Source organism: Nordella sp. HKS 07 (assembly GCF_011046735.1).
GTDB lineage: Bacteria > Pseudomonadota > Alphaproteobacteria > Rhizobiales > Aestuariivirgaceae > Taklimakanibacter.
The window spans coordinates 5,704,252-5,728,564 of sequence record NZ_CP049258.1 but is presented as its reverse complement, the minus strand read 5'-3'; the positions used below and the strand labels follow the sequence as shown (position 1 = coordinate 5,728,564).

Below are 24,313 nucleotides of genomic sequence, written 5' to 3'. Positions count from 1 at the left end.
TTGTCTCTCGGAAGACCAGAAGTGTTTAACATTGCCGGTTCGGAATATTGACAGACGTTTACATCGGTAGGGGGAAATGTGGGCAAAAGTTGACTCCTAAAGTCCCATGTAAACTTCGGAGGCACAGAACTCGGCACTCAACGTGTTCGAGGCCAAGGCGCGATACATGCGCCAGAGCGAACGATTATATGTGCGTTTTGGAGAGTTGGTCGGACGTCTGTATCTCGAGCTCCGCAACGACACACGGCAAGCTGTAGATATCGATGCCAACGCCGGCGGGTTGTCGATAATCCGCCGGTGCGTTTTCGTGGTGCTTCCGAATGCAGGTGTTGTCGGCGCCGGCTCGGGGCAGATCGGCCGATATGCTGCGACGGTTCCCCAATGTTCGTTCTGATGCTGATTTCGTCCTGGTCATCGCCTGGGCGGTGGCGTGCCTGCGGGACCGCGGACCCTATCCGGTGCTAGTGCTGTCGGGGGAGCAGGCTCGACCAAGGCCACTTTCTTGAAGATTTTGCAGTCGCTGCTCGATCCGAACACTGCGCCGTCGCAGACTTTGCCATGCAACGATCACAACCTGTTCATCGAGGCGAGTAACGGCCATGTTCTAGCTTTCGACAACGTATCCCGTCGCCGAATTTTGAAGCGCGGCCAGTAGCCGGCGGCCGATGAAGGTATCATTAGTGCATGACGAAATAATTGTCGGACAGCGGAAGCACGTGGACTTTGTCCGACGGGTTTTAGGTTTGGCCATGCCGCCTTTATGGAGCCGCCTTATAATGTGAGATCCGTGGTCGCGGTTGCCAAAAGTCGCCACCGCGAGTTTGCCAGGGTCACTGGCGCAATGTCGGGGCAGAGTTCCAGGCATTCCTGAAAGCTACTCTCGGCAATGCGGGCCAAGTCTCAAGGGACTGCGCGGTGCATTTCGTTTACATGGGCTGGCACCATACTGCTGAAATGATCGCTGCCGGCGAAGCGGTCTATAAGGAGTTAAAGAACCTCCTTGCCTCGGTCAAGCGCAATGGCGGCATGGGGACGTTCTACCGCTCGCGCCATGAGCTGATCTTCGCCGTTAAGAGGGGCACAGGTCAGCATGGCCGCTATAGAACCAATGTGTGGACCTACAAGCGGTTGAACACCCTCAAGGCGGGACGCCTGGACGAACCCGACTTCACCCGAGCGTCAAGCCGGCTCAAATGATTGCGGACGCGATCAAGGAGGTATCCGGCCGCAACGGCATGGTCCTCGATCTCTCCGGCAGCAGCGGTTCGCCCCTCATCGCAGCCCCTAAGACGGGGAAGCGCGCCTATCTCTGCGAATACGCTCCCCTCTATTGCGATCGCATAATTTGGCGATGGGAACCCTATGCGAAGAACGTGGCCGTCCAGCTGGCCTGCGGTCTGGGCGAAGGTATCATGTCGTCGAGGCCGCAAAATGACCATCGAACACGACAAGCACGAAATGCACTCGCCATCAGGCCCGCTGCATATGACGTGGGCCATGCCAGGTCGCTTGCCCAGCATCGCTTCAGGAAGGGCCAATCCGGCAATCCTCGCGGTCGGCCCAAGGGAGCGAAGAACAAGTTGCCGGCTCCTGGCGAGGAACGACTCAAGCAAATCCTACTGGAGGAAACCTACCGCCCAGATTAGGGCCAAGGACGGTGAAAGGAGCATCTCCGTGCCCATGGCGACTGCTGTTTGTTCGTTCCCTTGCCGTGTCAGCCGGCAAGGGTAACAGCCGCGCAGCCCAGTTCTTCCCCCAGATGATCAAAATCATCCAGGAGGAGAACAAAGCACTTCACGCGAGCTTCCTGTCCTCAGCACTCGACTTTAGGATTGCCTGGAACTGGGCCGGCATACCAGCCCGATGCGCCATTCGGGCGAATTGCTCGACGGCAGCTGGTTCACGGCCCTAACGGGCGATCTCGTAATGCGCTGGAACACCTCCAGTCGATTCGATGAAAAAACGCAGGCCTATGAACAGGCAGCCGATATTCAATTATTGTGGCGTCTTCGGCGGACGCTCATGCCAGGTAGAGCGTAAGCGACATAATGCATCGGAAATGCATCGGAGGATAAGAGGCTAATCTTGATCGCGGCGGCCCAGCGTGATGCTCGCTTACTGCTGCCGCTGGCAAAAGCCCATCACGGCATCCTCTGCATACTCATCAAACAAGCGGCTTAGCTCATCGATGGTAGCCCACGGGTCAGCGTATATGAGCGCTGTTGCGCGCTTTCTGTAAATCAACCCACCTTAATCTTCCGAGCTTTTGCTGTGTCGGCTTTGGGCAGAACGAGCGTCATCACGCCATCTTTCAGCTCTGCGCTGATTCCGTCTTGTTTGATCTTGCTCGAGATCTCGAAGCTGCGAGCATAATTGCCAATGTTGTATTCGGTATAGACTGGTTGCAACTCCTGGTATTTTGAAAAGTCAATCCGCCCCTCGATTGTCAAAACATCATTCTCGACCATGACGTCCACGTTCTGCTTGTCAACGCCGGGCATCTCCAGAACCACTGTCAGGGCTTCGTCGGTCTCGAAGATATCGGTCACCGGCAAGAATACGCGTGCAGGTATCGTGCGTTCTTGCTTCTTCTCAACTTCACGTTTCTGTTGAACGCTCAGTTCTTGTTCAACCATGGTAGCGTCTCCCATTAATCGTCATGAGACCTTAATCGCTCGCGGCTTCTGGCTTTCCGCCCGCGGTATGAATAGAGCGAGCACACCGTCGCCGTACTCCGCTCTGATGCTGTTCGGATCAATCTGAGTTGGGATCGAGATCGTCCTATCGAAAGCACCCCAAGTGCGTTCCCGCCTGTGCATGCTGGCCGCTGCGTCGTAATTGATCGTCTTCTTGCCGGATATTCGGATCGTGCTCTCCTTTGCCTCTATTTGAATGTCGTTCTTATCAATACCTGGTAGCTCAATGACCGCAACGAAATCGTCTCCATGCTGGAAAATGTTGATCGGTGGGTAGCTGCCCCTACCAGCAGTCCCGGCACTCATCCAATTGCTTTCCAAGCGCGAATCTAAAGCTCTTTGTAGAGCAAACAGCGCCGCAAACGGATCGCTAAAGCTGGAAGCCATCGCACATACCTCCTGTAACGCCAAATTCCACGTCAGAAGCAAGAGACATCTATTTAGCGGAATAATGACGCAATGCATCCATCTAGCCCTATGAACGCCCAGCGCTTTGATCTGCGTCAAATTCCGGAGCACTCTCGCGTGTTTCTTCAAAGAGGATCGCGCAATGCATGTTCCTAATATGACACTCGTCCTGGTGATGAAGCGCGGAAGTTCTGTTGACTAAGGTCTATGATTCAAGAGCCGGATTGCTCGACATGGGAGCATATGACCATTCATGGTTGCGCGCAATTTGTTCTCGGCGATGGTCAGTGTTGGACAAGATGAGATGCCCATTAATATTCTCGCATTGAGCTATCACGAACGCGTGTCACGCTAGCCTTTAAGTGGCCCGACAAACGAGTGGCAAATGCAGCTTATCGTGCTTCGTCGCGCAAGAGTCGACGCGAATAGTCTAGGGCTCCGGACCAGTGGGTGTCATTTGCGGTGCGCGGAAAGCTCCACACGATAGGAGAGATTTCATGAGAATCCTATTTGCCTTTGGAACATCTGAGGGTCAGACTCGGAAAATAGCGGAGGCAGTTGCAGCTCGCGTGCATGACCTAGGTCGTGACGTTCACGTTGTTTGAGACGGCTGGCAGCCCTGGAGGCGCGCGCAGTTTCGACAACTAAAACCAACGCAGTAGCGCTCATTGATTTGCGTCAATGCCAGCGGCCGAAAGTGCCCCTATGCTGCCACTGCACAGGTTAACTCAGCAAAAGGATTATGCCATGTCTAAATGGAACGTCTTAGTGTCTTGCGTGATCGCTGTGGCTTTGGCTGCGGCATCGTCTATTCCTGCCCTCGCAAATGCCGTCGTTAAAGTCTCTTTGCTGGACAAAGGTGGCGTAATGGATTTGAGCAAGCCCATGGGCATGGGCATGGGCATGAAAGGCGACATGAAATTGGCCATCATGAGCATCAAGATTGACCCGAAGAGTGTACCTGCCGGTAAAGTTACCTTCGAAGTAACAAATGCATCGAAGGAAACCATACACGAGATGGTCGTTGCACCTCTAGCAAATGAAAACGTCGTGTTGCCTTTTGTTGAGAATGAAAACCGTGTGGACGAAGAAAAAGCCGGTCACCTTGGCGAAGTTTCCGAACTCGAGCCCGGAAAGTCGGGTGCTCTGACAGTAGAAATGAAGCCCGGGCTCTATATTCTGTATTGCAATATTCCCGGCCACTACATGGCGGGCATGTGGACCACACTGAAAGTTAGATAACGCGGTTCAATCAAGAAGAGTGAGGGACCAGCAGACATGCTTGTACAACTTTCGCTCGCGCTGATGCTCATTAATGTTTGAATCGCCTCAATGTGGCAACGTCGCGGGCCAGAGATCTGTCTACTGTCGCCTCGCCACGACGATGCCCCGGGTCTCAGTTGCCTGCTCATCTGGACGTTGCACTTCTGCGGCCCTCTTCCTGGGATCGTTGTCAAAAAAAGCAACGTTTGGCACGCCCCTTCTATGACCGAACAAAGGAGTCGACGACCCGGGACAAGGCGGCCCAGTCCGTGAATTCAAGGTCCCCCTTTGGTCCTTCAACCTTACGGCCCTTCAATACAATATGTTCAATGACCTGTTCCTGGAAGTAGTCGTATTCTGTGTACTGTAACGCCCCGGCGACCAGATGGGACTGTGTAGGATTCCAACCGGAACTGGCGAGAAACGCGTGAACATAGCTCTGTGCTTCCGTCATACCCTCGGGGAACGCAGCCGAGAGACTGACAGATAGGAAAAGCGTTGGCCTCTTTCGGAGTTCGGCCAAATTCGCCGTAACAAAATCTTCGACAGACTCTTGATGCCGTTTATGATGCACTGATCCTGTGACGACGATCTTGTCATATAAATCCACATGCACGTCAGCGGGGCTGTCAGCGGTGTTAAACAGGTGAGCGTCATGACCAAGGTTACGCACACGATCTGCAACAGCCTCCGCTATTTTCCGCGTCTGCCCCTCCAATGTTCCGAAGGCAACCAGGATTCTCATGATATCCATCCCATGTGAGCCTCGTGCAGACTACCAGCTTTGCACGAACATCAGAACAACTGCCAGTAGATTTGTTCCAGCCTGTCGGACAGCTATATCATTTTGGGAAGGGTACCCGCATGATGAGTGTTCATAACGACGTCGTCCGGCTCGCGGCGCGGCGAGTAATTTCGCGCTTAGTCATTCTTCAAGCTGAGGATGTATTGAATAACGTCCCGCGTCTGTGCATCTGTCATGACAATATTTGGCATCGTTGGATGTGATGTCTGAAACCATGCCGCGAGTGAAATCGCGGTCATTCCGGGGGTGTTGGCGACATCCTCAAACCGCGGGGCCTCCGGCAGGGTGATCGCGGCTGCGCAGGGCGCACCGCGTGACACTGTGTGCAGAACTTTAAGGCGTACTGCCGACCTTTCTCAGCATCGCCAATTTGTTGGCTTAGCGCGGGTGCCGGAATTAAGGAGCTTAGCATCAGGCCTAGCCATCCGATCAAGACAGTCTGGGTTTTCAAGTTATCTATTGACTTAGTAAACAGAGCAAACTCAGCGGGACACCTTCCCGGAATGTATTTCATAGTGCTAACCTCTCAATGCGAAAGTAGAACCGGACACCTCATCTTCTGCATCACTGTTCGAGTGACGCCGCCGAGGACGAACTCACTCAAGCGCGAGCGGCCATAGGCGCCGATGACCAACATCCCGGCCCGCAAATCCGCGGCCTTTTTCAAGAGAGCATCCCCCGTGCTGTCTGCGCCGCTGTTGACCGGATCGACAACGACCTTGATGCCCTGCGATTCTAACGATCGAGCGATTCTTTCTCCCGGAATAGCTTCCGACTTTTGCCGCTCGGCAGGCGGGTCGATCCAAACAATATGGATTTTCGTCGCCCGTTTCAAAATAGGCAGGCTGTCGAACACGGCGCGAGCGGCCTCACGAGAACCGTTCCATCCGATGATCACCGTTTCCGGGATGGATTCCAGAGGCGCGTTGAACGGGATGACCATTACTGGCCGGCCGACCGCCACCGCAACTCGCGGCACGAAGTCCAATTCGACGCCTAATTTGGAGGCTGTCTCGGTCTGGCTCACCAAGATCAGATCGAAGCTGCGCCCCTGCTCTATGACGCAATCGCCAATCAGCGGACTGGGCGAATTCTCGATCCGCAGCTGATGGCGAAGCGTGTTATTGAGAAACGTGGCCTTGAAGGCCGCCCTGACCGAATGAGACTGGCGATTGAAATGTTTCCGGTGAGCCTCAAACAGTTCCGGTATGGGCTCATAATGAGCCGATGGATAAATGGGGGCGGCTGGAATCACATAGAGGCCGGTCAAATGTGCTTCGAATTCGCACGCAAGGGTGCTCGCCGTGGCAGCGACCGCCAGGTTGTTGGCTGTCTCATTGAGACAGGCAAGAATCGTTCTGAAACACATGGTACGGCCCTGAAAAATCAGCCGGCATTCTGGCACAGGGGCTCGACCGGCCTTTGACTTGCGTCAAACGCCTATATACCGCTCGGCAACTTTAGCCAGAGACGCGATATCAGGCACTTCGAACGCACGCGTGTCGATTAAACTGATGATCCCTGCCGCCTTGACCCGGGTCAGCTGCCGGCTGACGGTTAGTAGTCTCCCTGCATGGGTCCGAGTTTGCTACTGACCATTGCGTAGGCAACCGACGTATTGGAGATGGCGCGGTAAAAATTAACTAATTCGTCCCATGGATCCGCGATCCGTTGTAGACCGGAAATGAATACGACGAGCGTTCCAACCTCGGTTTTGCCAGTGATGACGAGATAGCCCCCAACGGTTACCACTATCAACGGCCCAAGGTTTGCAAGAAAATTCCCAAGCTCTGAGAGGAAATATTTTCGCAAGTAAATCCAGACGCGCACTTGATAGAGTCGGTCGATGAGCGCGCTTCCAGCATTTCGAAGAATCCGCTCATGCCGCTCGTCACCATGCTCAGCAATATGACCAAGGAAGCGCGTAAGTCTGATCCGCAAGCGAGCCAATCGGTTAATCTTATGCTGTATGCTTGGTACTAGCACCATCTGGGGGAGATAAACGACTATCGCGAGCATGGCGATCTCAGGCTGCACCCATAGGAGATAGCCGACCACGTAGAGTATGGTACCACCGCTGAGCATCGGAACCGCGAAGGCATCGCCAGCAAAGCCGCTCATATCTTCTGTTTCCGCGGACAATATCGAGACTAGGGTTGCGCCAGTCACCTGGCTTCGCGACTTTTCTATCCCTCCGGACATCTCGCCCGCCTTTACCATCACACGGCAGCGGATATCGCGCGCGATTGTTTCGATTGCGATACCCTTTGTCATGTTGAGAGTATACTTGAACGCACATTTCACGCAGATTACAGCAAGATAGGCAGTGCCGAGTATCGTTAACAAGCGCAAGTTTCGCTGCGTAACTGCCTCATCGACCATGCGCCGCTGCAGTTCGAGGTACGCCATCGGAAGCGGCGCCAGTACCATCGTCAGTATACAGATAAGTATTTGCGAGGATTGGCTCGTGTGCCAAACATAGCGGTATAGCGCGCCGACCGCTATCCCCGAACTCATCCCATGACTGTGCGCAAGCACCATCGTAACCTCTGAGAACTGGATCTTCGGCAGATATGCCTATTTGGGGATAATGGCAAGTGGCGCTATGATTAGGACGACAAACAGCGGGAGAAATCTTGTAATATTGAAGATAGGAGAATTCGCGTGCGTCGCTGGGCAATTGCGCTGTTTATGGTGGTGACATTTGGCGCCGCGCCGCGGGCAGGCTTCGCCGGTTGCTCCGACTATCCCGCTCCCGGGGTGAATTGGTCGGGCTGTTCGAAAGTAAACCGCATGATGGCGGGCTATGACTTTCGAGGCGCCAACTTGGAAAACGCCGATCTCAGCCGGAGCGACCTCACGGGCGCCAATTTCATCAACGCTAATCTGAGGAAGGCAAATTTCGCCCGCGCCCAGCTCAAGGGGGCCATGTTGACTGGCGCCCTCCTTGAAAAGGCGACGCTTGATCGAGCATTGCTCGCTGGCGCTGATCTTCGGGACGCCAGGCTTGAAGGAGCGAGTCTCGATCGCGCCAACTTAACGGAAGCGATACTTACAGGAGCCAACGTGCAGAAGGCGGCTCTGGGGCGAACCATTCTCATTGGAGCTGACTTGACCCGCGCGGATCTCAGTGGAGCATTTCTGGGTCGTGCCGATTTGCGGCGCGCAACGCTTACTCAAGCCAATATGAAAAATGCAACACTGCTATTTGCCGACTTGCGCGACACGGACTTGTCGGGAGTGATCAATCTGGCTGAGGCGCAACTCAACGAGGCCTGCGGCAACGCAATGACCAAATTGCCAGCAAGTATGGTTGCCCCAGGCACTTGGCAGTGCGCCGGCCGCGAATAGGGACACACGAACCAGAACCATCGCCTGTGCCATGGCCATCCTGTCATCGCTGGCCGAATGGAACGAAGCCCGCCTTGCAGCGGGTCACTACTGTGCCATCAGTCGCGACGATTCGAATGTGGTCGACGAGGCTCATTGGGTAATCAACGTACCCGTCACGTGAGGATGGCGGAGCGCCGGGTACCGGACGTGGCGAAGCTCACGGCGGCGTGGCGCTTGGCCGACATCGAGTGCGTCGACGAGCCTGCGGGCGACGTGAAAGGACAATACATAGACAATCAGTACCCAGCTCAAGCTCACGAAGCTTGCAAGAACGACAAGCGAGAACAGAAGCTTATGCTCCGACATTAATTCCTCCCTCAATTCCATTAGGCTAGAGTGCCCTCACTGCGTCGACTGCGGTTGTCGGAGTTGTGCTTGTTTGTGTCATTGTGTGTCCATCGGCGTCTTATTGTCTCATCGTTGATGACCACATAGACGGTCATCCCGGCCTATGCCGATAGCGCTGAACCGCAGGGTCTAAAGCGCTTTGAAAAGGAAGAAACACCTTAATCACGGCCACTTATCGCTCTATCGCAGGATCTTTTGTCTGGAATGGGCACCTTGTATGATCGCTTAGGGTGCGCTGCAAAATCCCCAACCATAGCAATCGCGGCGGGCCGTCAGGCCCGGGAACATGCCGCATGAACGTCCTGCTTTTCGCCTCAACCGTGATGACGACAACGTCAGTGGCCGCGACGGCAGCGGCAGGAGGGTTCGCCGTTCGCACGCAATCCGCGTACGGAGAGGGCTCGAGCTTTGCTGGCATTGCCGCCCCCGAGTACGTCAACGGGTCAACGAGACGTTCACGGTCATGGCTGGCATGGAGTGGACGAATTGGAGCCGCATGCAGATTGTTCCGCTTAAGGGCTCGCCCGCTGGTTCTAGCCTTACTTTCAACTACGAGGATGGTTGGATCTTCTCGCTCGGGGCCGACTACAACATTAACAATGATCTGACGTTCAGGGCCGGTCTCAGCTATGAAATCACACCAACAATTGACCAAGCACGGTCGATGAGATTGCCGGATGCCGACCGTATTTGGACTAGCGTTGGTGCAAGCTACAAATATGACGAACGGCTTTCAATTGACGTTGGCTATACGCATCTTTTCGTCGAGGACGCCCCAGTCGACTAGACAACTTTCGGCATCCGCTATGCCGGCACCTCCAAAGGCAGCGTCGACACTATCTCAGTTGGCCTACGTTACCGTTCGCCCTAAGGCGTTGGCGGCACGTAAGGAGCCATCACGATATGGGCGCCAAAAACCCTAGAACACGCGATAGGACCTCTATTGCGAATTCCTTCCCTGCCAACTTATCAGGAAAGACTGAGAAGCGGCCTGTTTCTTGGGGTCGGACGCCCGGCGACGCTGACATAGAAGCATGCGGCGGAAACGCCATGTCTTTCAGAATTATCTTTCCTCATCTAGATTAGCCGGCCAACCACCCGGCAGGACAGCCACGGCGAATTTAACCGGCCTCTATGGCCCATCCCCGAGAGATCTGTGGCGCAGGGACTCGAACTGCCCCTGACTTGGGTCAGACGCCTATATCCTGTCCGGCACTTCAGCCAGGCCCGCGCTAGGAACCGAGAACGTGCGTATTTCGCCTATATCGACGACCAGATCGTGAGTTGATTTCGATGCCTTTTAGCGGCGATGGAGACGCGGCGAGGTCACCGTGAAAATTGACCCAAATCAAAGCGCTTTTCTTCCAACACTCTCAAAGTTATTCAAGAAAGGAGGCTCGTCATGCGCGTACCAAGGACACTCTACATAATCGCGGATGGCGGTCGTGTTCGCTATATCGAGCGCATTGGCCCCAACCATTTCAAGACGTTCCGGAAATTCGTCTCGGCCCACATACATGAGAAATCATCCGAGCTCGCCCGCGACAGGCCGGGACGTGTCTGTGAGAGCGGATCGCCTAGCCGGCATGCCGTAGAAATGCGCAGCGACCCGCGCGACAAGGTCGAAGCGGACTTCATACAGGCCCTTGCCGCCGATCTTCGCGAAGACGAGACGGTCGCTAGCAGCCGCTGATGATGCGCGAGCGCCCGATGCCCATTCCGCGACGTGGCGAGGTTCGTGTCAGAGTGAGTGCCTGCGGTGTTTGCCGGACCGATCTTCATGTTGTCGACGGTGAATTGCCCAGGGCACCGCTCCCTCTCGTAACCGGCCACGAGATCGTGGGCTATGTAGAAGAACTAGGCCCCAACGTCCGCAGCTTCGAGCTGCATCAGCGGGTCGGCGCTTCTTGGCTCGGCTTCACGTGCGGCAAATGCGCTTATTGCGTGGCCGGGCACGAGAATCTCTGCGACCATCCGCTGTTCACCGGTTACACGCGGGATGGCGGATATGCAACGCACGCCCTCGCAGACGCCCGCTACGTCTTTGCCCCGCCAGAGGGCCGGCGATGCTAAGCGCCTGGGACTGTACGGCGGCGCTGCCGCCCATATCATCGCGCAAGTCGCAAACTCGGAAGGAAGACGAATTTTCGCCTTCACACGCACCGGCGATGTGGAAAGCCAGTCATTCGCGCGCCAACTTGGAGCCGTCTGGGCCGGCGCGTCCGATGAGACGCCCCCTGAGCTCCTCGATGCGGCCATAATCTTTGCGCCGATCGGTGCCCTCGTACCATGCGCGCTCAAGGCGGTGCGCAAGGGTGGCCGCGTCGTATGTGCAGGCATTCACATGAGTGATATTCCAAGCTTTCCCTACAGACTATTGTGGGAAGAGCGCCAAATCGTCTCCGTCGCCAATTTGACGCGTGTGGACGGCGATAGCTTCTTCCGACTGGTTCCGCAGATCGGGATTGAGACGCAGGTTTCCACATACCCACTTGCTGAAGCTAACCAGGCCCTGGCGGACTTGCGCGTGGGCCGGTTGATCGGGGCTGCGGTCCTGACGATGTAACGGGGGATAAGTGACGTGAAGAAGCGAACACCCAGAGCACAACGGAAATGCGCAATCAGCGGTCTCGCCTATCCCACCTCGGAGCTGTTCCGCAGGAACTGCTGAGGCATGCCATCGTCGAGAGGATCAGAAAGGAGCATCCCACACTGACATCGGATGCAGTGATCAGCCGTCAAGAGGCCAGTCGCTATCGTACCGCCTACGTTGAGGAGCTGCTGCGTGCCGAGCGCGGCGAACTCTCCCACCTAGAGCAGCAGGTGGCCCAAGGTGATTTGATCTCGGCAAATATCGAAAAGGACTATGGCGCCCGACGCACGCTCGCGGAGAGGGTTTCGGATGATTTGGCCAATTTCGGTGGAAGCTGGCGCTTCCTGATTTTCTTCGCTCTCGGATCCTGATAAATATCGCAAGTACCAATAGCTTCGATCCTTACCCCTTCATTCTGCTCAACCTCATCTTGTTGTGCATCGCCGCAATACAGGCACCCATCATCATGATGAGCCAGCGAAGGCAGAGGCCAAGGATCGGATGCGGTCGCTCAACGATTATCGCGTCAACCTGAAGGCGGAGCTTGAGGTCCGTCACTTGCAGGAGAAGGTCGACCACCTCCTGTTCAACCAGTGGCAAAGGCTGTCGGAGATCCAGGAGCTGCAGATCGAGAACATGCAGAACCAAGCCGCATCGGCCAGCCCGCAGGTGCGCCGTATGTTTGATCGGAGGTGATGCTTTCACCCAACTGAGCAAAAAGGTGTCAGGCGCCTTCTGTGTTGCGGACTTTCGAAAGGAGCGGCTTATGCGCCAAATTTACAATATCGAGAACATTCTCATCGGCCTGTCGGTAGAGAACAAGTATGAGCCGACCGCCGCGATCAGCTATGGCCTTTCACTCGCAAAGCTAGCAGGTGCGCAAATTACGGTATATGCACCGTCGGTGAAGCTTACTTTGCCTCATTCATTTGTCAGCGGTATCGTGGCTGGCGCTCGTGGCCTCCGAAAATCGTCATGTTGCGGAGTTGTCGCGTACGGTGACCGAACGCATTAGCGAGCAGGCCCGCGCGATCGGCGTTGCGGCTTCCGTCAGTTCGCCTCAGCTCAAGCGTTTAAAGCTTGTCGAAGGGTTTACCAGAGAAACCCGCTTGCATGATTTGTGCATTCTCGACAGCGAATCCGACGCAATCGACATCGACCGGGATCTGATAGAGGCAGCACTGTTGGATAGTGGACGTCCTGTCATCGTTGTGCCTCCTGGCTTCACCTCATTCAGTGCACCGCGTGTTGTTGTTGCCTGGGACGGTAGCAGCAAAGCAGCGCGCGCGCTTTTTTACGCGTTGCCGATCCTGCACATTGCGGAAATGGTCGAGGTGATCCAAATAGAGGGTGAAAAAGACCTATCTGGTTCGATCCCTAGCGCAAGGCTGGTCGAACACCTTCTTTCCCACAAGGTGAAGATTATTGCCAAGACCATTCATGCGGATAACGGCGAACGTGGCCCAAGCGTTCAGACAGTATGCCGAGCACTCGGCTGTCGACCTGATCGTGATGGGTGGTTTTGCGCATTCGCGGATACGGGAGCTCATTCTGGGGGGCGTGACGCAGGCTCTTCTGCGGCACTGCAATGTGCCGTTATTCCTGTCCCATTAGCGGCTGTTGAGTTCCCCTACCGCATGGGGCCAATCCAATGCTACGCTGGTCTATAGAGCTCAAATTCAGCCTGGATCATGCAACAGAAACTGCCGAACGGCGGGCCAAAAGCCTCGAAGCTCGAGGCCATTCTGAACTCGGCTGTCGCGGCCATAATCACGATAGATACCAGTGGCTTGATCGACTCGATCAACCCGGCGACGGAGCGGATTTTCGGCTATCACGCAGACGAGTTGATTGGGCAGAATGTTCGCATTCTGATGCCTGAACCGTTCCACAACGAGCATGACAGCTATATTTCGAACTATCTTTCCACCGGAAGACGAAAGATTATTGGCGTCGGCCGGGAAGTGATGGGCAAGCGCAAGGATGGGACCACCTTCCCGCTCGATTTGTCGGTCAGCGAGTTTGTTGCGGGGGGCAAGCGTTATTTCGCCGGCATCATCACCAATCTCAGCGACCGTAGACGAGTCGAAGAAGCTCTTTTGGAAAGCGAACGCAAGCTGGCCCAGGCGCAACGACTGGAGGCAATAGGCCAGCTGACGGGCGGCATTGCCCACGATTTCAACAATCTCCTGACCGTGATCACGGGAAATCTGGAGCTCATCGAGATGAGCGTACAGGGAGAGCACTTGCACAAAATGCTAAGAGATGCGCAGGAGGCCGCTGACCTTGCAGCGAAGCTTACGTCCCGCCTTCTCGCATTTGCCAGACGCAGTCATCTTGAACCGGAAATTCTTGAAACTAACGACTTGGTACTGAATGTCACCAGTATGCTTCGCCGCACGCTGGGTGAGCATATCTCACTGTCAACCGTCCTTTCGCCGGACCTGTGGCAGGTAAAGGTGGATCCCACTCAGGCTGAAAGCTCTCTGGTCAATTTAGCTATCAATGCACGCGACGCCATGTCAAAGGGCGGGAAGCTTGTCGTCGAAACACGAAATATCCGCATGGACGAAGTCAAGAGCGGAGACGCAATTGAACTGCCGCATGGCGACTACGTGCAAATTTCTATCTCCGACACTGGCACCGGCATGCCGGCGGAAGTCAGGGATCGCGCCTTCGAACCGTTCTTCACGACGAAGACAAGGGGGCACGGGACCGGCCTTGGCCTTAGCATGGTCTATGGCTTTGCCAAACAGTCTGGCGGCCATGTGACGATCTATAGCGAGCTTGGTTACGGAGCGACTATAAACATCTATTTGCCTCGGGCGAACGGAACGATGGATGCCGCAGTTGCAGCTGATGCCGAACCGTCGCCAAGGCGCGGCGAAACCGTCCTTGTTGTCGAAGACGACGACGGTGTCCGTGATTTGACGGTTACACGCCTTGCGACGCTCGGATTCAAGATCTATGAATCGTCAGATGGGGCGAGCGCTATCAGATTCCTTGAAAGCGGGCTCAAGGTGGATTTGCTGTTCAGCGATCTCATGCTGCCAGGAGGGCTTACCGGATATGACATTGCCAGAAAAGCAAGGGAAATATATCCCGGAATTCGGATATTGCTGACTTCAGGTTATGCCGAGGATCTCCTCCGGACGGAGAATCTCGGCGGTATAAAATTGCTTCGTAAGCCATATCGGCTCGCTGATCTACGCAGCGCTTTGGACGCCGTGCTCAACGGACCGCCGTGAAGCGGGTTTGATTTGCATCAAATCATTCTAGCGACACTCTGGTTACGTAGGCATTAGAGTTTAACAAGGTGCAGTCATGAAATCGATATTGGTCGCTGTCAGCGGGACGAAAACCGACGATGCAGTGCTCGGCGCTGCGTATGCTATTGCTAAGCCGTTGAATGCCCATATCGATTTCCTTCACAGTCCCATTAATGCGATAAATCCTGCGGACTATAATCCTCATGTCGAGTTTGCACGCGGCGACGCCGTAGAACTCGCACTCCGAACGACCCTGCTCAATGCCAAGGACGCAATAGCGAATGCCCGCTCGCACGTGAGCCGTTTCTGTAAGATGAATAATATACCGAAGGCGTCTTACGCAGCAGCCATGGACAGAGTGACCGCAAACTGGAGCTCCAATCCAATAACCGCAGGCATTGAGGGTTTGATCAAGGCAGCTCGCACCCACGATCTGACTATTGTCGGCCGCTCGAGTGCTGAACGCACCTGGTCAAGAAACCTTCTTGAAGCCCTGGCGACAGAAACGGGGCGCCCGGTTCTAATCGTCCCACATGACTGCCGAGATATGACACTCGACACAATAGCGGTATGGTGGAAGGATCAGGCAGCTGCTGCGCGCGCGCTCACCGCCGCCCTGCCATTGCTTAAGGCCGCGGACAGGGTTGTTCTTCTCAATGTTCCAGAGGACGCCGACAAAGCATCAGACACACTCTCTGAGCTGAGCGATCAGCTCGGATGGCATGGAATTAACCCGGTGCTTGAGATCCACGACCGTGGTCATCGGCCAACGGTAAGGGTGCTTTGGTCGGCAAGCCTGCGTAGGCAGGCGGATATCGTGGTGATGGGCGGATTCAGCCGCTCAAGAATCAGGGAGATCCTGTTCGGAGGATGCACCCAGTCCGTACTTGAGGACGGCGCGCGGCCGGTATTCATGTTGCATTAGGTCGAGGTCCTTGTCACTTTGGTGGAGAAGCTATAGCCAACTCCCCTTACGGTTTTGATCAAACTTTCGGAGTCCTCGCCAAGCTTCTTGCGCAGCCGCGATATTTGACTATCTATGGCGCGATCATTGGCGGCCCAATCATGGCCTTTGAGCTGGTCCATGATCGCCTCCCGAGATAGAACATGCCCCGGACGCTTGATGAGCACGGCCAGTAGGTCGAGTTCCGCTGTGGTCAAAGGGCATAGAGTTCCGTCGGGTTCACGCAATTCACGTTTTGCCAGGTTGAGTTCCCACTCGTCGAAGCGGTACTTAACCTCACTCTCCAAAAGAGGCTCGGTCAAAGCCCTGTCAGCCCGTCGCAAGACAGTACGGACCCGTGCGAGTATTTCACGCAGATGGAACGGCTTGGCTATGTAGTCATCGGCACCGAGTTCAAGACCTACGACGCGATCGATAAGGTCACCCTTGCCTGTCACCATGATTATTGGAATTTCTGAAATGGTGCGCAAGTTTCGCGCGATTTGCAGACCGCTTTCAGCCCCGAGCGTCAGATCGAGTGTTATGAGATCGACACCACCGCTCCTCACGAGATTGAAGAGTTCTTCGCTTGTTGCCGCTTCGCTGACTCTATAGCCCTCCGCTTCAAAACAGTTCCGCAGGAGCGTCCGAATAGGCGGCTCGTCATCGACGACGACAATATGTATGGAAGGGGTGTTCAAGGGAGCTCGCACTCATGCCGGGTCTGTGAGTATCACAGAGCCGGAATCTCCGCAAATGGTTGGGAAATTTCCAAATGGTTGGATCCCAGTAGAGGCTGGAGACAGAACCTCCAAATCAGGAAAACCTTCCCGACGGCGGCCTCTCCATCTAACACCCACCTTGACATTGGACCCCGTTTGACCGCCTCTCCGGCGACATGGAGCACGGCTTCCTCCCGCCTCCGCATGGACGGTAAAAGCAAGACAGCCTTCGCCAGTTCATGATTCGAGGCATATAGCACCGTTGTCGCGTCCGGTTACTGGGCGAGGACGAGTCTATCTCGACCAGATTGGAGCGAGCGCGCAAAACGTAGAATCCGAAGGCGTCAGGTGGGACGGCATCAGCCAACCTGATTTCGCGCCATTCCGGCCACTTGGCACAATTTGCCACAAACCGGCACAATCGGGGCAAGCGCGGGCGAAGCAGGGAGAGCTTACTGAGGTCCGAACAGATGCTCAGGAGTGAACCATGTTAACCCTTGCAGCAGATTCAGAACGTGACTACCGCCCCCCGCTCCAGATCGCGAGCGTAAGTGAGCCCTCAAAAGGCCTGAAAACATTCGACCAATTGCTATCTTGCCAATCTTTATGCAGCCTAGATCCTCATCAGCATCTGTATCATCAGGGAGACGAAAATCATAAAATTTACCGGATTGAATCGGGAATCGTGCGCATCTATCACGTGCTGAGCGACGGGCGGCGTCAGATTATCTCCCTGCGCTTTGCCGGCGATATCGTGGGCTTTGAAGCTACCTCGGAACGGCATTGCAGTGCCGAAGCGATCACTCATGTGAGATACCGTTGCTTAGAGCAGAATAGTGCTTATCGGCACATGCGCGACGAGCCAACGCTGGCACCGCAACTCGTAAGCCTTCTATCGAAAGAACTCGAGGATGCGCGAGGCCAGATCGCCGTCCTCAACCGTCGCTCCGCGATGGAGAAGCTGTCTGCCTTTATTCTTGAGTTGCACCGCCGCCAGGACAATTCGCCCGCAATCAACCTTGAGCTGAGCAGGTCCGACATCGCCGATTTTCTGGGGCTGACGATAGAGACCGTGAGTCGGAATCTCGCCAAGCTGAAGGTCAAGCGGATCATTCGGCTGCCGGAAGTCCACAAGCTCATCATCCTCGATATTGAACGTCTGGAAGCGCTGGCGGCAGGCGATTGCGTTGAGTGACGCCATGAAAGAGGCGGCACATAGGCGCTTCGCGCTCGCGGTCGTGGCCAATCTCGACGACGCCTTGCGTGCCCTGCGGCAACTGGTCCACAATGAGCTTGAGCCACAAGCGATCTCTATCGTCGGGCGCGAAGCGAGCTTTACTCACGGCCGGGAGAGATCCGCTGAACTCAGCGCCATCGTGAATGGGAAGTCGCGCTCCCTCGACTTCCAGACAGGGCAGGACCGAATTGTTGCACTCGCATGCGGACCTGTCTTGCCGAAGAGCATATCACAGGATGCCTCGGCATTCGAAGGATTGTTGGGACGCTGGCTCTTTCCCACGCATGCCAAACGTTTGGCGCAAGCCGTTGCCGGTGGTGAATTTCTACTGCTCGTCCAGCTTGATGGCCTGGTCGAGGAACGCCTTGCAACCAGGACATTGCTACGCAGCTGCCGAGGATCGGTGGAAGTGCATGATTTTGATCTGGCCGACAGCATCGAGCAGTTTTGCCTATGCTCGCAAAAGACCTGATCAGCGTCACGCCGGAGGTTCTTCGCGCGCAGCCGACCGCCGCTCAGGCTTCGAAAGTCTGGTTCTGCGCCGACGCGTCCATATCCGCGGCCGAAATGTACTACACGGTGATGGCGATCTCGGGCTGCACAGACGCATAGGCGATGATCTGGTCTCCTGATCAATTGACCTCAGTCAATGCCACGGCATCGGCCTTGTGTATCCTCGCGAACCCAGTGTCCGATCCAAAGGAGAATGTTGTGACATACAAGACGATTCTGGTGAACCTGAACGATCTCGAGCGCAACGAGGCTCTTCTCATATGCGCGGCGGAGCTCGCCCGTAATTTTGATTCCCATCTCCAGGGCCTATACGTCATCCCTGCTGTCGAGATCTATGCTGGGGCAGACTTTGGCATGCCGGTCGTCTTCGAAGGCAATCGAGAGACATACCAAAAGGCCGAGAAATCCGTGCGAGACTTGTTCGAATAGCTCGCGCAAGTGGCAGGTGTCCGCAGCGACTTCGTTTTGGTGGATTCGATAGCTCCCAGCATTACGGATCATGTAATTGACTATGCGCGCCGATCTGATATCGCGATCATCAACCAGCCCCCGGAGGATGGGGGATTGTCCGTCACGGGTCGCGCTTTCGTCGAGCAGATGCTGTTGTCTACTGGCAGACCGACCCTTGTCTTGCCGAGGAAAGGTGGGACGAGCGCGGTGGCCGAACTCGTCATCGTCGGCTGGAGTGGAAAGCGTGAATCGGCGCGAGCCGCTTTCGACAGCGTGCCGCTATTGACAGGTGCGAATGAAGTCCGCGTAGTCTGGGTCGATCCGGAAATGGAACATCCCCGTCCTGGCAGCCTGCTCGGCGCCGATCTTGCCACGGCTTTGTCGCGCCATGGCGTCAAGGCGGTGATCGAACCCCTCTCTACGGGGGGAAGGGGAGGCCGGCGAGGCCCTACTGACCAAGATATCGGATAGCGGAGCCGGCCTGCTTGTGATGGGAGCTTATGGTCATTCGCGTCTGAGTGAGCTGATTCTCGGCGGAGCGACCCGGTCTGTTCTCAGTGGCATGAATTGTCCGGTATTATTCTCGCACTGAGCCGCGAAAGCATTCGGCACGCGCCGGCCCCGCAGGTGAACTGAGATGGAGCAGCCGACATCAAAGCTACCCGATGAACCGCGTCGACGGCGGACCAGCTTCCTGCGAACATTGGGACCCGGGCTGATCACAGGCGCCGCGGACGATGACCCGAGCGGCATCGCAACCTATAGCCAAGTGGGCGCGCAATTTGGCTATACCCTCGGCTGGACAATTCCGTTCAGCTACCCGCTGTTGGTCGCGATCCAGGGGATCAGCGCAGGCATCGGCGCCGTGACCGGCCAAGGCATCGCCCAGAACCTGAGGCGACACTATCCGCCATGGGTGATGCGTTTTGCCGTTCTCCTGCTCCTCGTCGCCAACTTCATCAACATTGGTGCCGATCTGGCGGCAATGGGAGCCGCCTTGCGGCTGCTCGTCGGTGGGTCTCAGCTCTTCTATGCCATCGTCTTCGGACTGATCTGTGCGAGCCTCGAGATCCTCATCAGTTACAGGCACTATGTGATGGCCCTGAAGTGGTTGACCCTCTCGCTGTTTGCCTATGTCGCCGTGGTGCTGGCGGTGGACGTACCGTGGACAACCGCCCTGCGCGGTGCAGTCATTCCGCAATTTGCCTTCGACAGCGACCACGCCATGGCCCTTGTGGCTGTTCTGGGCACGACGATCAGCCCGTATCTTTTCTTCTGGCAAGCCGGCGAGGAAGTGGAGGAACTGCATCGTCGTCATCTTGCACGACTGGCCACTCATACGCGTGCGGCAGGTGCCGAGCTTGCCCGCATTCGAACAGATACGCTTTTCGGCATGGGCTTTTCCCATCTCATCGCCCTCTTCATCATTTTCGCCACCGCAGCCACACTCCACGCCAACGGCATCACACAGATCGAGACTTCCGCGCAGGCGGCCGAGGCGCTCCGGCCGATCGCCGGCGAGTTCACCTTCGCGATTTTCGCGGTCGGCATCATCGGCACCGGCATGCTGGCCGTCCCGGTGCTCGCCGGCTCGGCTGCCTACGCCGTCGCGGAGATGTTCCGCTGGCCAGAGGGACTGGATCGGCGACCGCGCGAGGCCAAGGCGTTTTATGCCACGATTGCCGTGGCGACGCTCGGCAGCGTCGTCGTCAGCTTCACCGCGTTCGATCCGATCCGCGCACTCTATTGGGCTGCAGTTATCAATGGCATACTTGCGGTTCCGCTGATGGCAATCATGGTGATGATGGTCAGCAGCCCGCGCGTCATGGGGAGGCTGACGGCCCCACGATGGATGGTGCTGATGGGAGGACTGACCGTGCTGGTCATGGCGCTGGCGACTATCGGGTTCCTGGTGCTTTGAGTGAACAATGCCCGGGAAAGAGAGTGCGCTGGCTCGACTGGACGTGCTCCGCGACGGATGGAGCTTTCTTGATTTCTTGAATCAGGCGGCAGGCAATTCTCGGAAAGCGGAAACGGAGCCATGGCCCGATACAGGGGAATTGTCGGTCATCGAGGCGCTGTTTGCTTCCCGGTGTATGGAGGATGCTGACATGATCGTCGCCGGCGCCTATAGCCATTCTCGTTTTCGTGAAACCTTGTTCGGCGGTGTGACCCGGGATTTGCTGCGCCAATTTTCGCTGCCGGTCTTCGTATCGCATTAGAAGAACCCGATCGTCGCGCCATCTCCGTCATTGCGAGCGAGGTCGGCGCCATGCGACAGTCCGTCGACTATGGCCGATCAAGGATGCAAATGGCGCCTGTCGGATGGACGCTGATGTGCGGTGAGGCGGAGTCTGGCTAGCCATTCAACTTCAGTCCAAGGTCAGGGATATCATTTGCCGAAATAGCCACGACGTAGGTGCTGTGCTGGCCCTCCTCAGACGCTCCGACTAAGCATCGATTCGACGGGCTCCGCGGGGGCTGGACTTACCAAGATCTGGCATCTAGGGCGGCTGAATCTTCAGGACCCGCGCCACCGGTCCATCGCCCTTTCCATTAGCGCTTCAGGGGGAGAGATCGCGGCGATGAACCACGATCCGCACGCTACCCTCCGGTTCGAACTCGCCGCGCTCGTATTTGGATCGTGCGGCATCGTGGATGGCGACGATGAGCCTCTCAAACGCCTCGAAAAATGCTTCCGACGGAATGAGACCATGACGCTGCATGTGAGGGTCGCATTCCTTGAGCGCCGCGGTCGTCACCCCGCAAGTCACCTCGTCCTTGCCGTCGATCCCCATAAAGCGGATGCACTGCCCGTCAAACCGCCTGTCTTCATCCAGGAAAGCGAGCTGACCCATATCCCTTCCCTTCTTCCATGTTCATGTCGGAGGCAGTAAGCCTCATGCAACCTGGTGGGCGACCAGGGCCAGGCCGGTAGTTGCCGGCGCGTTTGAGCTTGGTTGTCAGCAGTGGATCAGCCATCGACAGAACCTTTTCAAGTTTCTTAGGCATTGTACTACCACATATGAGCGGATCGGCAGCGTTCGGCGCTGTCGCCGGGGCTACTTTTGTCTAATACTGTGCAGAAAATTTCACAAGTTGCCACGGTATCTTCACCGCTCCTAGGACATGATCCCTGGCAACCAAAACTGGTCGCGCGCGGGGGTTGGCTCTACATATTGATGTCAGCTAGCTATACGGGCGGGTATGAGGTGAACAAGCAATTCGACGCCCAGTACCGTTACCTTTCGAAGCGATTTCAGATATATCCCCCGCGGATAGAACGCTATCGACAGCAAATTGCAAGCTCCGGTATGCAACAGACGTCGCTCATGAAAACCGTTCTGAAGCGTCTCGCTATGGTGGGGCTTTCCGGCTTCGTCCTGGGTTGGCCGCTCGCCGCTCGCGCCGACATGGACGATGACGGGGACCATGATCGGGCGCGGGATCTTTACGAACGAGGCGAGATCAAGGGCCTGTCCAATATCCTGGGCATGGTCCGCGCCCAGGCCCCAGGCGACATCGTGGCCGTCGATTTCATCCGGATGGGTAACCGGTGGGTCTACCGGTTCCAGGTCGTTGCCGCCGACGGGCGCCGCAGGGTCGTCGATGTGGACGCCGGCGCCGGGGTAGTCATTCCCCGCGAAGAGGGCGACTGATGAAGATCCTGCTTGCCGAGGACGAATCCCGTATCGCCGACGACATCGTGGCGGTCCTGCAGGGTGCCGGAATGGCTGTCGACACCGTGCGGGACGGCCAAGCTGCCTGGTTCGCGGGCGACGTCGAGAACTACGATGCAGCAATACTGGATCTCGGCTTGCCGAAGCTCGACGGCCTGACGGTGCTGAAGCACTGGCGCGCCAACAGGCGCCGTTTTCCCGTCCTGATCCTGACGGCAAGGGGTCTTTGGACCGAACGCGTCGAAGGCATCAATGCCGGGGCTGACGACTACCTGCCCAAACCATTCGAGATGGAGGAGCTGCTGGCCCGGCTGCGTGCTATCCTTCGGCGCTCGACTGGCCAGGCGGCACCCGTGCTGAAATCCGGCCCCCTGCGGCTCGATACGCGCCAGATGCGCCTTTCGCTACGCGGCGTCCCCGTCGCGCTGTCGCCGCTGGAATACCGGTTGATAGCGTTCCTGATGCATCACGCCGGGCGCGTGGTGGCGCCGACCGAACTCGCGGAGCATCTGTACGAGTCCGGCAATGATCGCGATCCCAACGCGATCGAGGTCATCGTCGCGCGCCTGCGCCGCAAACTCGGCAACGATGTGATCGAGACCCGCCGTGGGTTCGGATATCTCGTACCGGACGGACCGCCCTGATGGGCAACTCGATCCGCTTCAGGCTCTGGTTGGCGGCAACCATTTCGATCCTCGTCGCCCTTGCCATCGCCGGGATCGGACTGCGTTATCTCTTCGAACTAAATGTCGAGCGGCGTATTGTCCGCGAACTGACCGTCGATCTCAATGAACTGATCGGCGCGACCAGCTTCGCCGCCGACGGCCGCCTGTCGGTCGCAGCGGAGCTGACCGATCCGCGCTTCGCCAATCCCCTGTCAGGCCGTTACTGGCAAGTGGAAGACCTGGTCCGCCATAGAATCGTGCGCTCGCGCTCGCTGTGGGACGCATCGCTTGCCCTGCCGGCCCAGACAGAGAGTGGCGAAGTGAGAGAGATCGAGGAGCTACCGGGGCCCGGCGGCGAGCTTACCATTGCCGTCCAGCGCACTATCACCGATGCCGACGGCCGGTCCTTTCGCGCCATCGTGGCGGAGGACCATCGCAGCGTCGAGGTTTCGGTGCGCGAATATGTCCAAGACCTCGCGCCGGCACTCGTTGTGCTGGCCGCGGCACTCATTGCGGCCTTCTTCGTCCAGATCACCGTCGGCCTTGCGCCGCTGGAAAACCTGAGGGTCGCCGTTCGCAACGTCATCGCGCAGAAAACAGCGCGGCTTGATGTGGTGGCCCCCCGCGAGGTGCAGCCGCTCGCCAACGAAATCAACCGCCTGCTGGATGCACAAGAGAAGGCCCTTGCTCGTGCCCGGGCGCGCGCCACCGACCTGGCGCACGGGCTCAAGACGCCGCTGCAGGTGCTTTCGGCCGACATACGCGCCTTACGCAGCAAGGGCGAGACCGAACTCGCTGACGAGATCGAGAAGAGCGCCGGTGCGATCCGCCGCCATGTCGAGCGAGAGCTGGCGCGGGCGCGGCTGGCACCCGGCGTTTCGGGCAAGGCATCGTGCCGGGGCCGCGAAACCGCCGCCGGCGTGATCGCGGTCGTCAAGCGCACGCCAGGCGGCAAACAGCTTTCATTCGAGCTCGACATTGCAGAGGATTTCACAGCACCGGTCGATGAAGGCGATCTGTCGGAGATCCTGGGCAATCTGGTGGAGAATGCGGCGCGCTTCGCAAGATCCTCGGTTCGCGTTAGCGCATCCGCGACCGCCAGCGAAGTGACCATCGCCGTCGCCGACGACGGTGCAGGGATTCCCCCTGCGGACCGAGAAGCCGCCTTATCGCGGGGCGTCCAGCTGGACAGCAAGGGTGGCAGCAGCGGATTGGGCCTCGCCATCGTCGCCGACATTGTCGAGGCCTATGGCGGCCGGCTAGCCATGGCCAATGCCGATCCGGGTCTGGTTGTGACCGTCGCCTTGCCGAGACACGGTTGACCAGCT

Annotated in this window: 28 protein-coding genes and 2 pseudogenes; 23 read left to right on the top strand and 7 right to left on the bottom strand. The window is 56.9% G+C overall.

Going from position 1 to position 24,313, the window contains the following annotated elements:
* Nucleotides 1-915: 915 nt before the first annotated feature.
* On the top strand, nucleotides 916-1,197 hold the full coding sequence (locus G5V57_RS34610; RefSeq protein WP_246737387.1) for a hypothetical protein: 282 nt from the start codon (nucleotides 916-918) through the stop codon (nucleotides 1,195-1,197).
* Nucleotides 1,194-1,646 carry a DUF5681 domain-containing protein gene (locus tag G5V57_RS34605; protein WP_371744641.1) on the top strand — a complete coding sequence of 151 codons (453 nt, stop codon included), beginning with the start codon at nucleotides 1,194-1,196 and terminating at the stop codon, nucleotides 1,644-1,646. The genes G5V57_RS34610 and G5V57_RS34605 overlap by 4 nt, the downstream gene beginning before the upstream one ends.
* Before the next feature lie 594 nt (nucleotides 1,647-2,240).
* On the opposite strand, the gene G5V57_RS26960 is transcribed toward G5V57_RS34605, so the two are convergent.
* On the bottom strand, nucleotides 2,241-2,636 hold the full coding sequence (locus tag G5V57_RS26960; protein WP_165167746.1) for an Hsp20/alpha crystallin family protein: 396 nt from the start codon (nucleotides 2,634-2,636) through the stop codon (nucleotides 2,241-2,243).
* Between the two features lie 21 nt (nucleotides 2,637-2,657).
* Entirely contained in the window at nucleotides 2,658-3,083 is a 426-nt protein-coding gene (locus G5V57_RS26955) for an Hsp20/alpha crystallin family protein (protein WP_165171169.1), read from the bottom strand.
* A gap of 768 nt (nucleotides 3,084-3,851) precedes the next feature.
* Between G5V57_RS26955 and G5V57_RS26950 the strand changes: the two genes are divergently transcribed.
* Nucleotides 3,852-4,346 carry a plastocyanin/azurin family copper-binding protein gene (locus G5V57_RS26950; protein WP_165171167.1) on the top strand — a complete coding sequence of 165 codons (495 nt, stop codon included), beginning with the start codon at nucleotides 3,852-3,854 and terminating at the stop codon, nucleotides 4,344-4,346.
* A 241-nt stretch (nucleotides 4,347-4,587) separates the two neighbouring features.
* Here the strand turns inward: G5V57_RS26950 and G5V57_RS26945 are convergent, their stop codons facing one another.
* The 3 genes from G5V57_RS26945 to G5V57_RS26935 all read right to left on the bottom strand — a co-directional run bounded on the left by G5V57_RS26945 (nucleotide 4,588) and on the right by G5V57_RS26935 (nucleotide 7,713).
* Nucleotides 4,588-5,112, bottom strand: a complete 525-nt coding sequence (locus G5V57_RS26945) for a flavodoxin domain-containing protein (protein ID WP_165171165.1) — start codon at nucleotides 5,110-5,112, stop codon at nucleotides 4,588-4,590.
* Nucleotides 5,113-5,698: 586 nt separating this feature from the next.
* On the bottom strand, nucleotides 5,699-6,541 hold the full coding sequence (locus tag G5V57_RS26940) for a universal stress protein (protein ID WP_165171163.1): 843 nt from the start codon (nucleotides 6,539-6,541) through the stop codon (nucleotides 5,699-5,701).
* 188 nt (nucleotides 6,542-6,729) lie between these two features.
* Complete coding sequence (locus tag G5V57_RS26935; RefSeq protein ID WP_165171161.1) at nucleotides 6,730-7,713, bottom strand: ABC transporter ATP-binding protein; 984 nt, start codon at nucleotides 7,711-7,713, stop codon at nucleotides 6,730-6,732.
* A 123-nt stretch (nucleotides 7,714-7,836) separates the two neighbouring features.
* On the opposite strand from G5V57_RS26935, the gene G5V57_RS26930 reads away from it, so the two are divergent.
* The 9 genes and pseudogenes from G5V57_RS26930 to G5V57_RS26895 all read left to right on the top strand — a co-directional run bounded on the left by G5V57_RS26930 (nucleotide 7,837) and on the right by G5V57_RS26895 (nucleotide 15,700).
* Nucleotides 7,837-8,523, top strand: a complete 687-nt coding sequence (locus G5V57_RS26930; protein WP_165171159.1) for a pentapeptide repeat-containing protein — start codon at nucleotides 7,837-7,839, stop codon at nucleotides 8,521-8,523.
* A 676-nt stretch (nucleotides 8,524-9,199) separates the two neighbouring features.
* Entirely contained in the window at nucleotides 9,200-9,700 is a 501-nt protein-coding gene (locus G5V57_RS26925) for an OmpP1/FadL family transporter (RefSeq protein WP_165171157.1), read from the top strand.
* 615 nt (nucleotides 9,701-10,315) lie between these two features.
* A complete protein-coding gene (locus G5V57_RS26920; RefSeq protein ID WP_165171155.1) occupies nucleotides 10,316-10,606 on the top strand; it encodes a host attachment protein in 291 nt (96 codons plus the stop codon).
* A pseudogene (locus G5V57_RS26915) lies at nucleotides 10,606-11,479 on the top strand (alcohol dehydrogenase catalytic domain-containing protein). The gene G5V57_RS26920 and the pseudogene G5V57_RS26915 overlap by 1 nt, the downstream one beginning before the upstream one ends.
* A 47-nt stretch (nucleotides 11,480-11,526) precedes the next feature.
* Complete coding sequence (locus G5V57_RS34600) at nucleotides 11,527-11,877, top strand: hypothetical protein (RefSeq protein WP_246737385.1); 351 nt, start codon at nucleotides 11,527-11,529, stop codon at nucleotides 11,875-11,877.
* Nucleotides 11,841-12,202, top strand: a pseudogene (locus tag G5V57_RS35430) (DUF1003 domain-containing protein). The gene G5V57_RS34600 and the pseudogene G5V57_RS35430 overlap by 37 nt, the downstream one beginning before the upstream one ends.
* Nucleotides 12,203-12,946: 744 nt before the next feature.
* The gene (locus G5V57_RS35425; RefSeq protein WP_371744639.1) at nucleotides 12,947-13,120 is read left to right on the top strand and encodes a universal stress protein; all 174 of its coding nucleotides are present in this window, start codon (nucleotides 12,947-12,949) and stop codon (nucleotides 13,118-13,120) included.
* A 77-nt stretch (nucleotides 13,121-13,197) separates the two neighbouring features.
* Complete coding sequence (locus G5V57_RS26900; RefSeq protein ID WP_165171151.1) at nucleotides 13,198-14,754, top strand: PAS domain S-box protein; 1,557 nt, start codon at nucleotides 13,198-13,200, stop codon at nucleotides 14,752-14,754.
* Between the two features lie 76 nt (nucleotides 14,755-14,830).
* Complete coding sequence (locus G5V57_RS26895; RefSeq protein WP_165171149.1) at nucleotides 14,831-15,700, top strand: universal stress protein; 870 nt, start codon at nucleotides 14,831-14,833, stop codon at nucleotides 15,698-15,700.
* Here the strand turns inward: G5V57_RS26895 and G5V57_RS26890 are convergent.
* Complete coding sequence (locus G5V57_RS26890) at nucleotides 15,697-16,419, bottom strand: response regulator (RefSeq protein WP_165171147.1); 723 nt, start codon at nucleotides 16,417-16,419, stop codon at nucleotides 15,697-15,699. The genes G5V57_RS26895 and G5V57_RS26890 overlap by 4 nt on opposite strands.
* 508 nt (nucleotides 16,420-16,927) lie before the next feature.
* Between G5V57_RS26890 and G5V57_RS26885 the strand changes: the two genes are divergently transcribed.
* The 8 genes from G5V57_RS26885 to G5V57_RS26850 all read left to right on the top strand — a co-directional run bounded on the left by G5V57_RS26885 (nucleotide 16,928) and on the right by G5V57_RS26850 (nucleotide 20,862).
* The gene (locus G5V57_RS26885) at nucleotides 16,928-17,635 is read left to right on the top strand and encodes a helix-turn-helix domain-containing protein (RefSeq protein WP_165171145.1); all 708 of its coding nucleotides are present in this window, start codon (nucleotides 16,928-16,930) and stop codon (nucleotides 17,633-17,635) included.
* Between the two features lie 4 nt (nucleotides 17,636-17,639).
* Entirely contained in the window at nucleotides 17,640-18,149 is a 510-nt protein-coding gene (locus tag G5V57_RS26880) for a hypothetical protein (protein WP_165171143.1), read from the top strand.
* On the top strand, nucleotides 18,131-18,289 hold the full coding sequence (locus tag G5V57_RS26875; protein WP_165171141.1) for a hypothetical protein: 159 nt from the start codon (nucleotides 18,131-18,133) through the stop codon (nucleotides 18,287-18,289). Before G5V57_RS26880 ends, G5V57_RS26875 begins: the two co-directional genes overlap by 19 nt.
* 99 nt (nucleotides 18,290-18,388) lie before the next feature.
* Nucleotides 18,389-18,619 (top strand): hypothetical protein, encoded by a 231-nt coding sequence (locus tag G5V57_RS26870; RefSeq protein ID WP_165171139.1) that lies wholly within the window; start codon nucleotides 18,389-18,391, stop codon nucleotides 18,617-18,619.
* Between the two features lie 135 nt (nucleotides 18,620-18,754).
* Nucleotides 18,755-19,111 carry a hypothetical protein gene (locus tag G5V57_RS26865; protein WP_165171137.1) on the top strand — a complete coding sequence of 119 codons (357 nt, stop codon included), beginning with the start codon at nucleotides 18,755-18,757 and terminating at the stop codon, nucleotides 19,109-19,111.
* Entirely contained in the window at nucleotides 19,092-19,232 is a 141-nt protein-coding gene (locus G5V57_RS35420; RefSeq protein ID WP_165174278.1) for a universal stress protein, read from the top strand. Before G5V57_RS26865 ends, G5V57_RS35420 begins: the two co-directional genes overlap by 20 nt.
* A gap of 45 nt (nucleotides 19,233-19,277) precedes the next feature.
* The gene (locus G5V57_RS26855; protein ID WP_165171135.1) at nucleotides 19,278-20,561 is read left to right on the top strand and encodes an NRAMP family divalent metal transporter; all 1,284 of its coding nucleotides are present in this window, start codon (nucleotides 19,278-19,280) and stop codon (nucleotides 20,559-20,561) included.
* A 7-nt stretch (nucleotides 20,562-20,568) separates the two neighbouring features.
* The gene (locus G5V57_RS26850) at nucleotides 20,569-20,862 is read left to right on the top strand and encodes a universal stress protein (RefSeq protein ID WP_165171133.1); all 294 of its coding nucleotides are present in this window, start codon (nucleotides 20,569-20,571) and stop codon (nucleotides 20,860-20,862) included.
* A gap of 342 nt (nucleotides 20,863-21,204) precedes the next feature.
* On the opposite strand, the gene G5V57_RS26845 is transcribed toward G5V57_RS26850, so the two are convergent.
* Nucleotides 21,205-21,498: a DUF1488 family protein gene (locus G5V57_RS26845; protein ID WP_165171131.1), complete on the bottom strand. Its 294-nt coding sequence runs from the start codon at nucleotides 21,496-21,498 to the stop codon at nucleotides 21,205-21,207.
* 456 nt (nucleotides 21,499-21,954) lie between these two features.
* Between G5V57_RS26845 and G5V57_RS26840 the strand changes: the two genes are divergently transcribed.
* The 3 genes from G5V57_RS26840 to G5V57_RS26830 are packed head-to-tail and all read left to right on the top strand — an operon-like array spanning nucleotide 21,955 to nucleotide 24,307.
* Nucleotides 21,955-22,299, top strand: coding sequence for a PepSY domain-containing protein (locus tag G5V57_RS26840; protein WP_246737382.1), 345 nt, complete (start codon nucleotides 21,955-21,957; stop codon nucleotides 22,297-22,299).
* Complete coding sequence (locus G5V57_RS26835) at nucleotides 22,299-22,964, top strand: response regulator transcription factor (protein WP_165171129.1); 666 nt, start codon at nucleotides 22,299-22,301, stop codon at nucleotides 22,962-22,964. Before G5V57_RS26840 ends, G5V57_RS26835 begins: the two co-directional genes overlap by 1 nt.
* Nucleotides 22,964-24,307 carry a sensor histidine kinase KdpD gene (locus G5V57_RS26830; protein ID WP_165171127.1) on the top strand — a complete coding sequence of 448 codons (1,344 nt, stop codon included), beginning with the start codon at nucleotides 22,964-22,966 and terminating at the stop codon, nucleotides 24,305-24,307. Before G5V57_RS26835 ends, G5V57_RS26830 begins: the two co-directional genes overlap by 1 nt.
* Nucleotides 24,308-24,313 lie beyond the last annotated feature (6 nt).

Bases quoted from the DNA above. Each gene is read 5' to 3' on its own strand.
- G5V57_RS34605 (WP_371744641.1), top strand. From the start codon at position 1,194: ATGATTGCGGACGCGATCAAGGAGGTATCCGGCCGCAACGGCATGGTC.
- G5V57_RS26960 (WP_165167746.1), bottom strand. From the start codon at position 2,636: ATGGTTGAACAAGAACTGAGCGTTCAACAGAAACGTGAAGTTGAGAAG.
- G5V57_RS26955 (WP_165171169.1), bottom strand. From the start codon at position 3,083: ATGGCTTCCAGCTTTAGCGATCCGTTTGCGGCGCTGTTTGCTCTACAA.
- G5V57_RS26950 (WP_165171167.1), top strand. From the start codon at position 3,852: ATGTCTAAATGGAACGTCTTAGTGTCTTGCGTGATCGCTGTGGCTTTG.
- G5V57_RS26945 (WP_165171165.1), bottom strand. From the start codon at position 5,112: ATGAGAATCCTGGTTGCCTTCGGAACATTGGAGGGGCAGACGCGGAAA.
- G5V57_RS26940 (WP_165171163.1), bottom strand. From the start codon at position 6,541: ATGTGTTTCAGAACGATTCTTGCCTGTCTCAATGAGACAGCCAACAAC.
- G5V57_RS26935 (WP_165171161.1), bottom strand. From the start codon at position 7,713: ATGGTGCTTGCGCACAGTCATGGGATGAGTTCGGGGATAGCGGTCGGC.
- G5V57_RS26925 (WP_165171157.1), top strand. From the start codon at position 9,200: ATGCCGCATGAACGTCCTGCTTTTCGCCTCAACCGTGATGACGACAAC.
- G5V57_RS26920 (WP_165171155.1), top strand. From the start codon at position 10,316: ATGCGCGTACCAAGGACACTCTACATAATCGCGGATGGCGGTCGTGTT.
- G5V57_RS34600 (WP_246737385.1), top strand. From the start codon at position 11,527: ATGCGCAATCAGCGGTCTCGCCTATCCCACCTCGGAGCTGTTCCGCAG.
- G5V57_RS35425 (WP_371744639.1), top strand. From the start codon at position 12,947: ATGCGGATAACGGCGAACGTGGCCCAAGCGTTCAGACAGTATGCCGAG.
- G5V57_RS26900 (WP_165171151.1), top strand. From the start codon at position 13,198: ATGCAACAGAAACTGCCGAACGGCGGGCCAAAAGCCTCGAAGCTCGAG.
- G5V57_RS26895 (WP_165171149.1), top strand. From the start codon at position 14,831: ATGAAATCGATATTGGTCGCTGTCAGCGGGACGAAAACCGACGATGCA.
- G5V57_RS26885 (WP_165171145.1), top strand. From the start codon at position 16,928: ATGTTAACCCTTGCAGCAGATTCAGAACGTGACTACCGCCCCCCGCTC.
- G5V57_RS26880 (WP_165171143.1), top strand. From the start codon at position 17,640: ATGAAAGAGGCGGCACATAGGCGCTTCGCGCTCGCGGTCGTGGCCAAT.
- G5V57_RS26875 (WP_165171141.1), top strand. From the start codon at position 18,131: ATGCTCGCAAAAGACCTGATCAGCGTCACGCCGGAGGTTCTTCGCGCG.
- G5V57_RS26855 (WP_165171135.1), top strand. From the start codon at position 19,278: ATGGAGCAGCCGACATCAAAGCTACCCGATGAACCGCGTCGACGGCGG.
- G5V57_RS26850 (WP_165171133.1), top strand. From the start codon at position 20,569: ATGCCCGGGAAAGAGAGTGCGCTGGCTCGACTGGACGTGCTCCGCGAC.
- G5V57_RS26845 (WP_165171131.1), bottom strand. From the start codon at position 21,498: ATGGGTCAGCTCGCTTTCCTGGATGAAGACAGGCGGTTTGACGGGCAG.
- G5V57_RS26840 (WP_246737382.1), top strand. From the start codon at position 21,955: ATGCAACAGACGTCGCTCATGAAAACCGTTCTGAAGCGTCTCGCTATG.
- G5V57_RS26835 (WP_165171129.1), top strand. From the start codon at position 22,299: ATGAAGATCCTGCTTGCCGAGGACGAATCCCGTATCGCCGACGACATC.
- G5V57_RS26830 (WP_165171127.1), top strand. From the start codon at position 22,964: ATGGGCAACTCGATCCGCTTCAGGCTCTGGTTGGCGGCAACCATTTCG.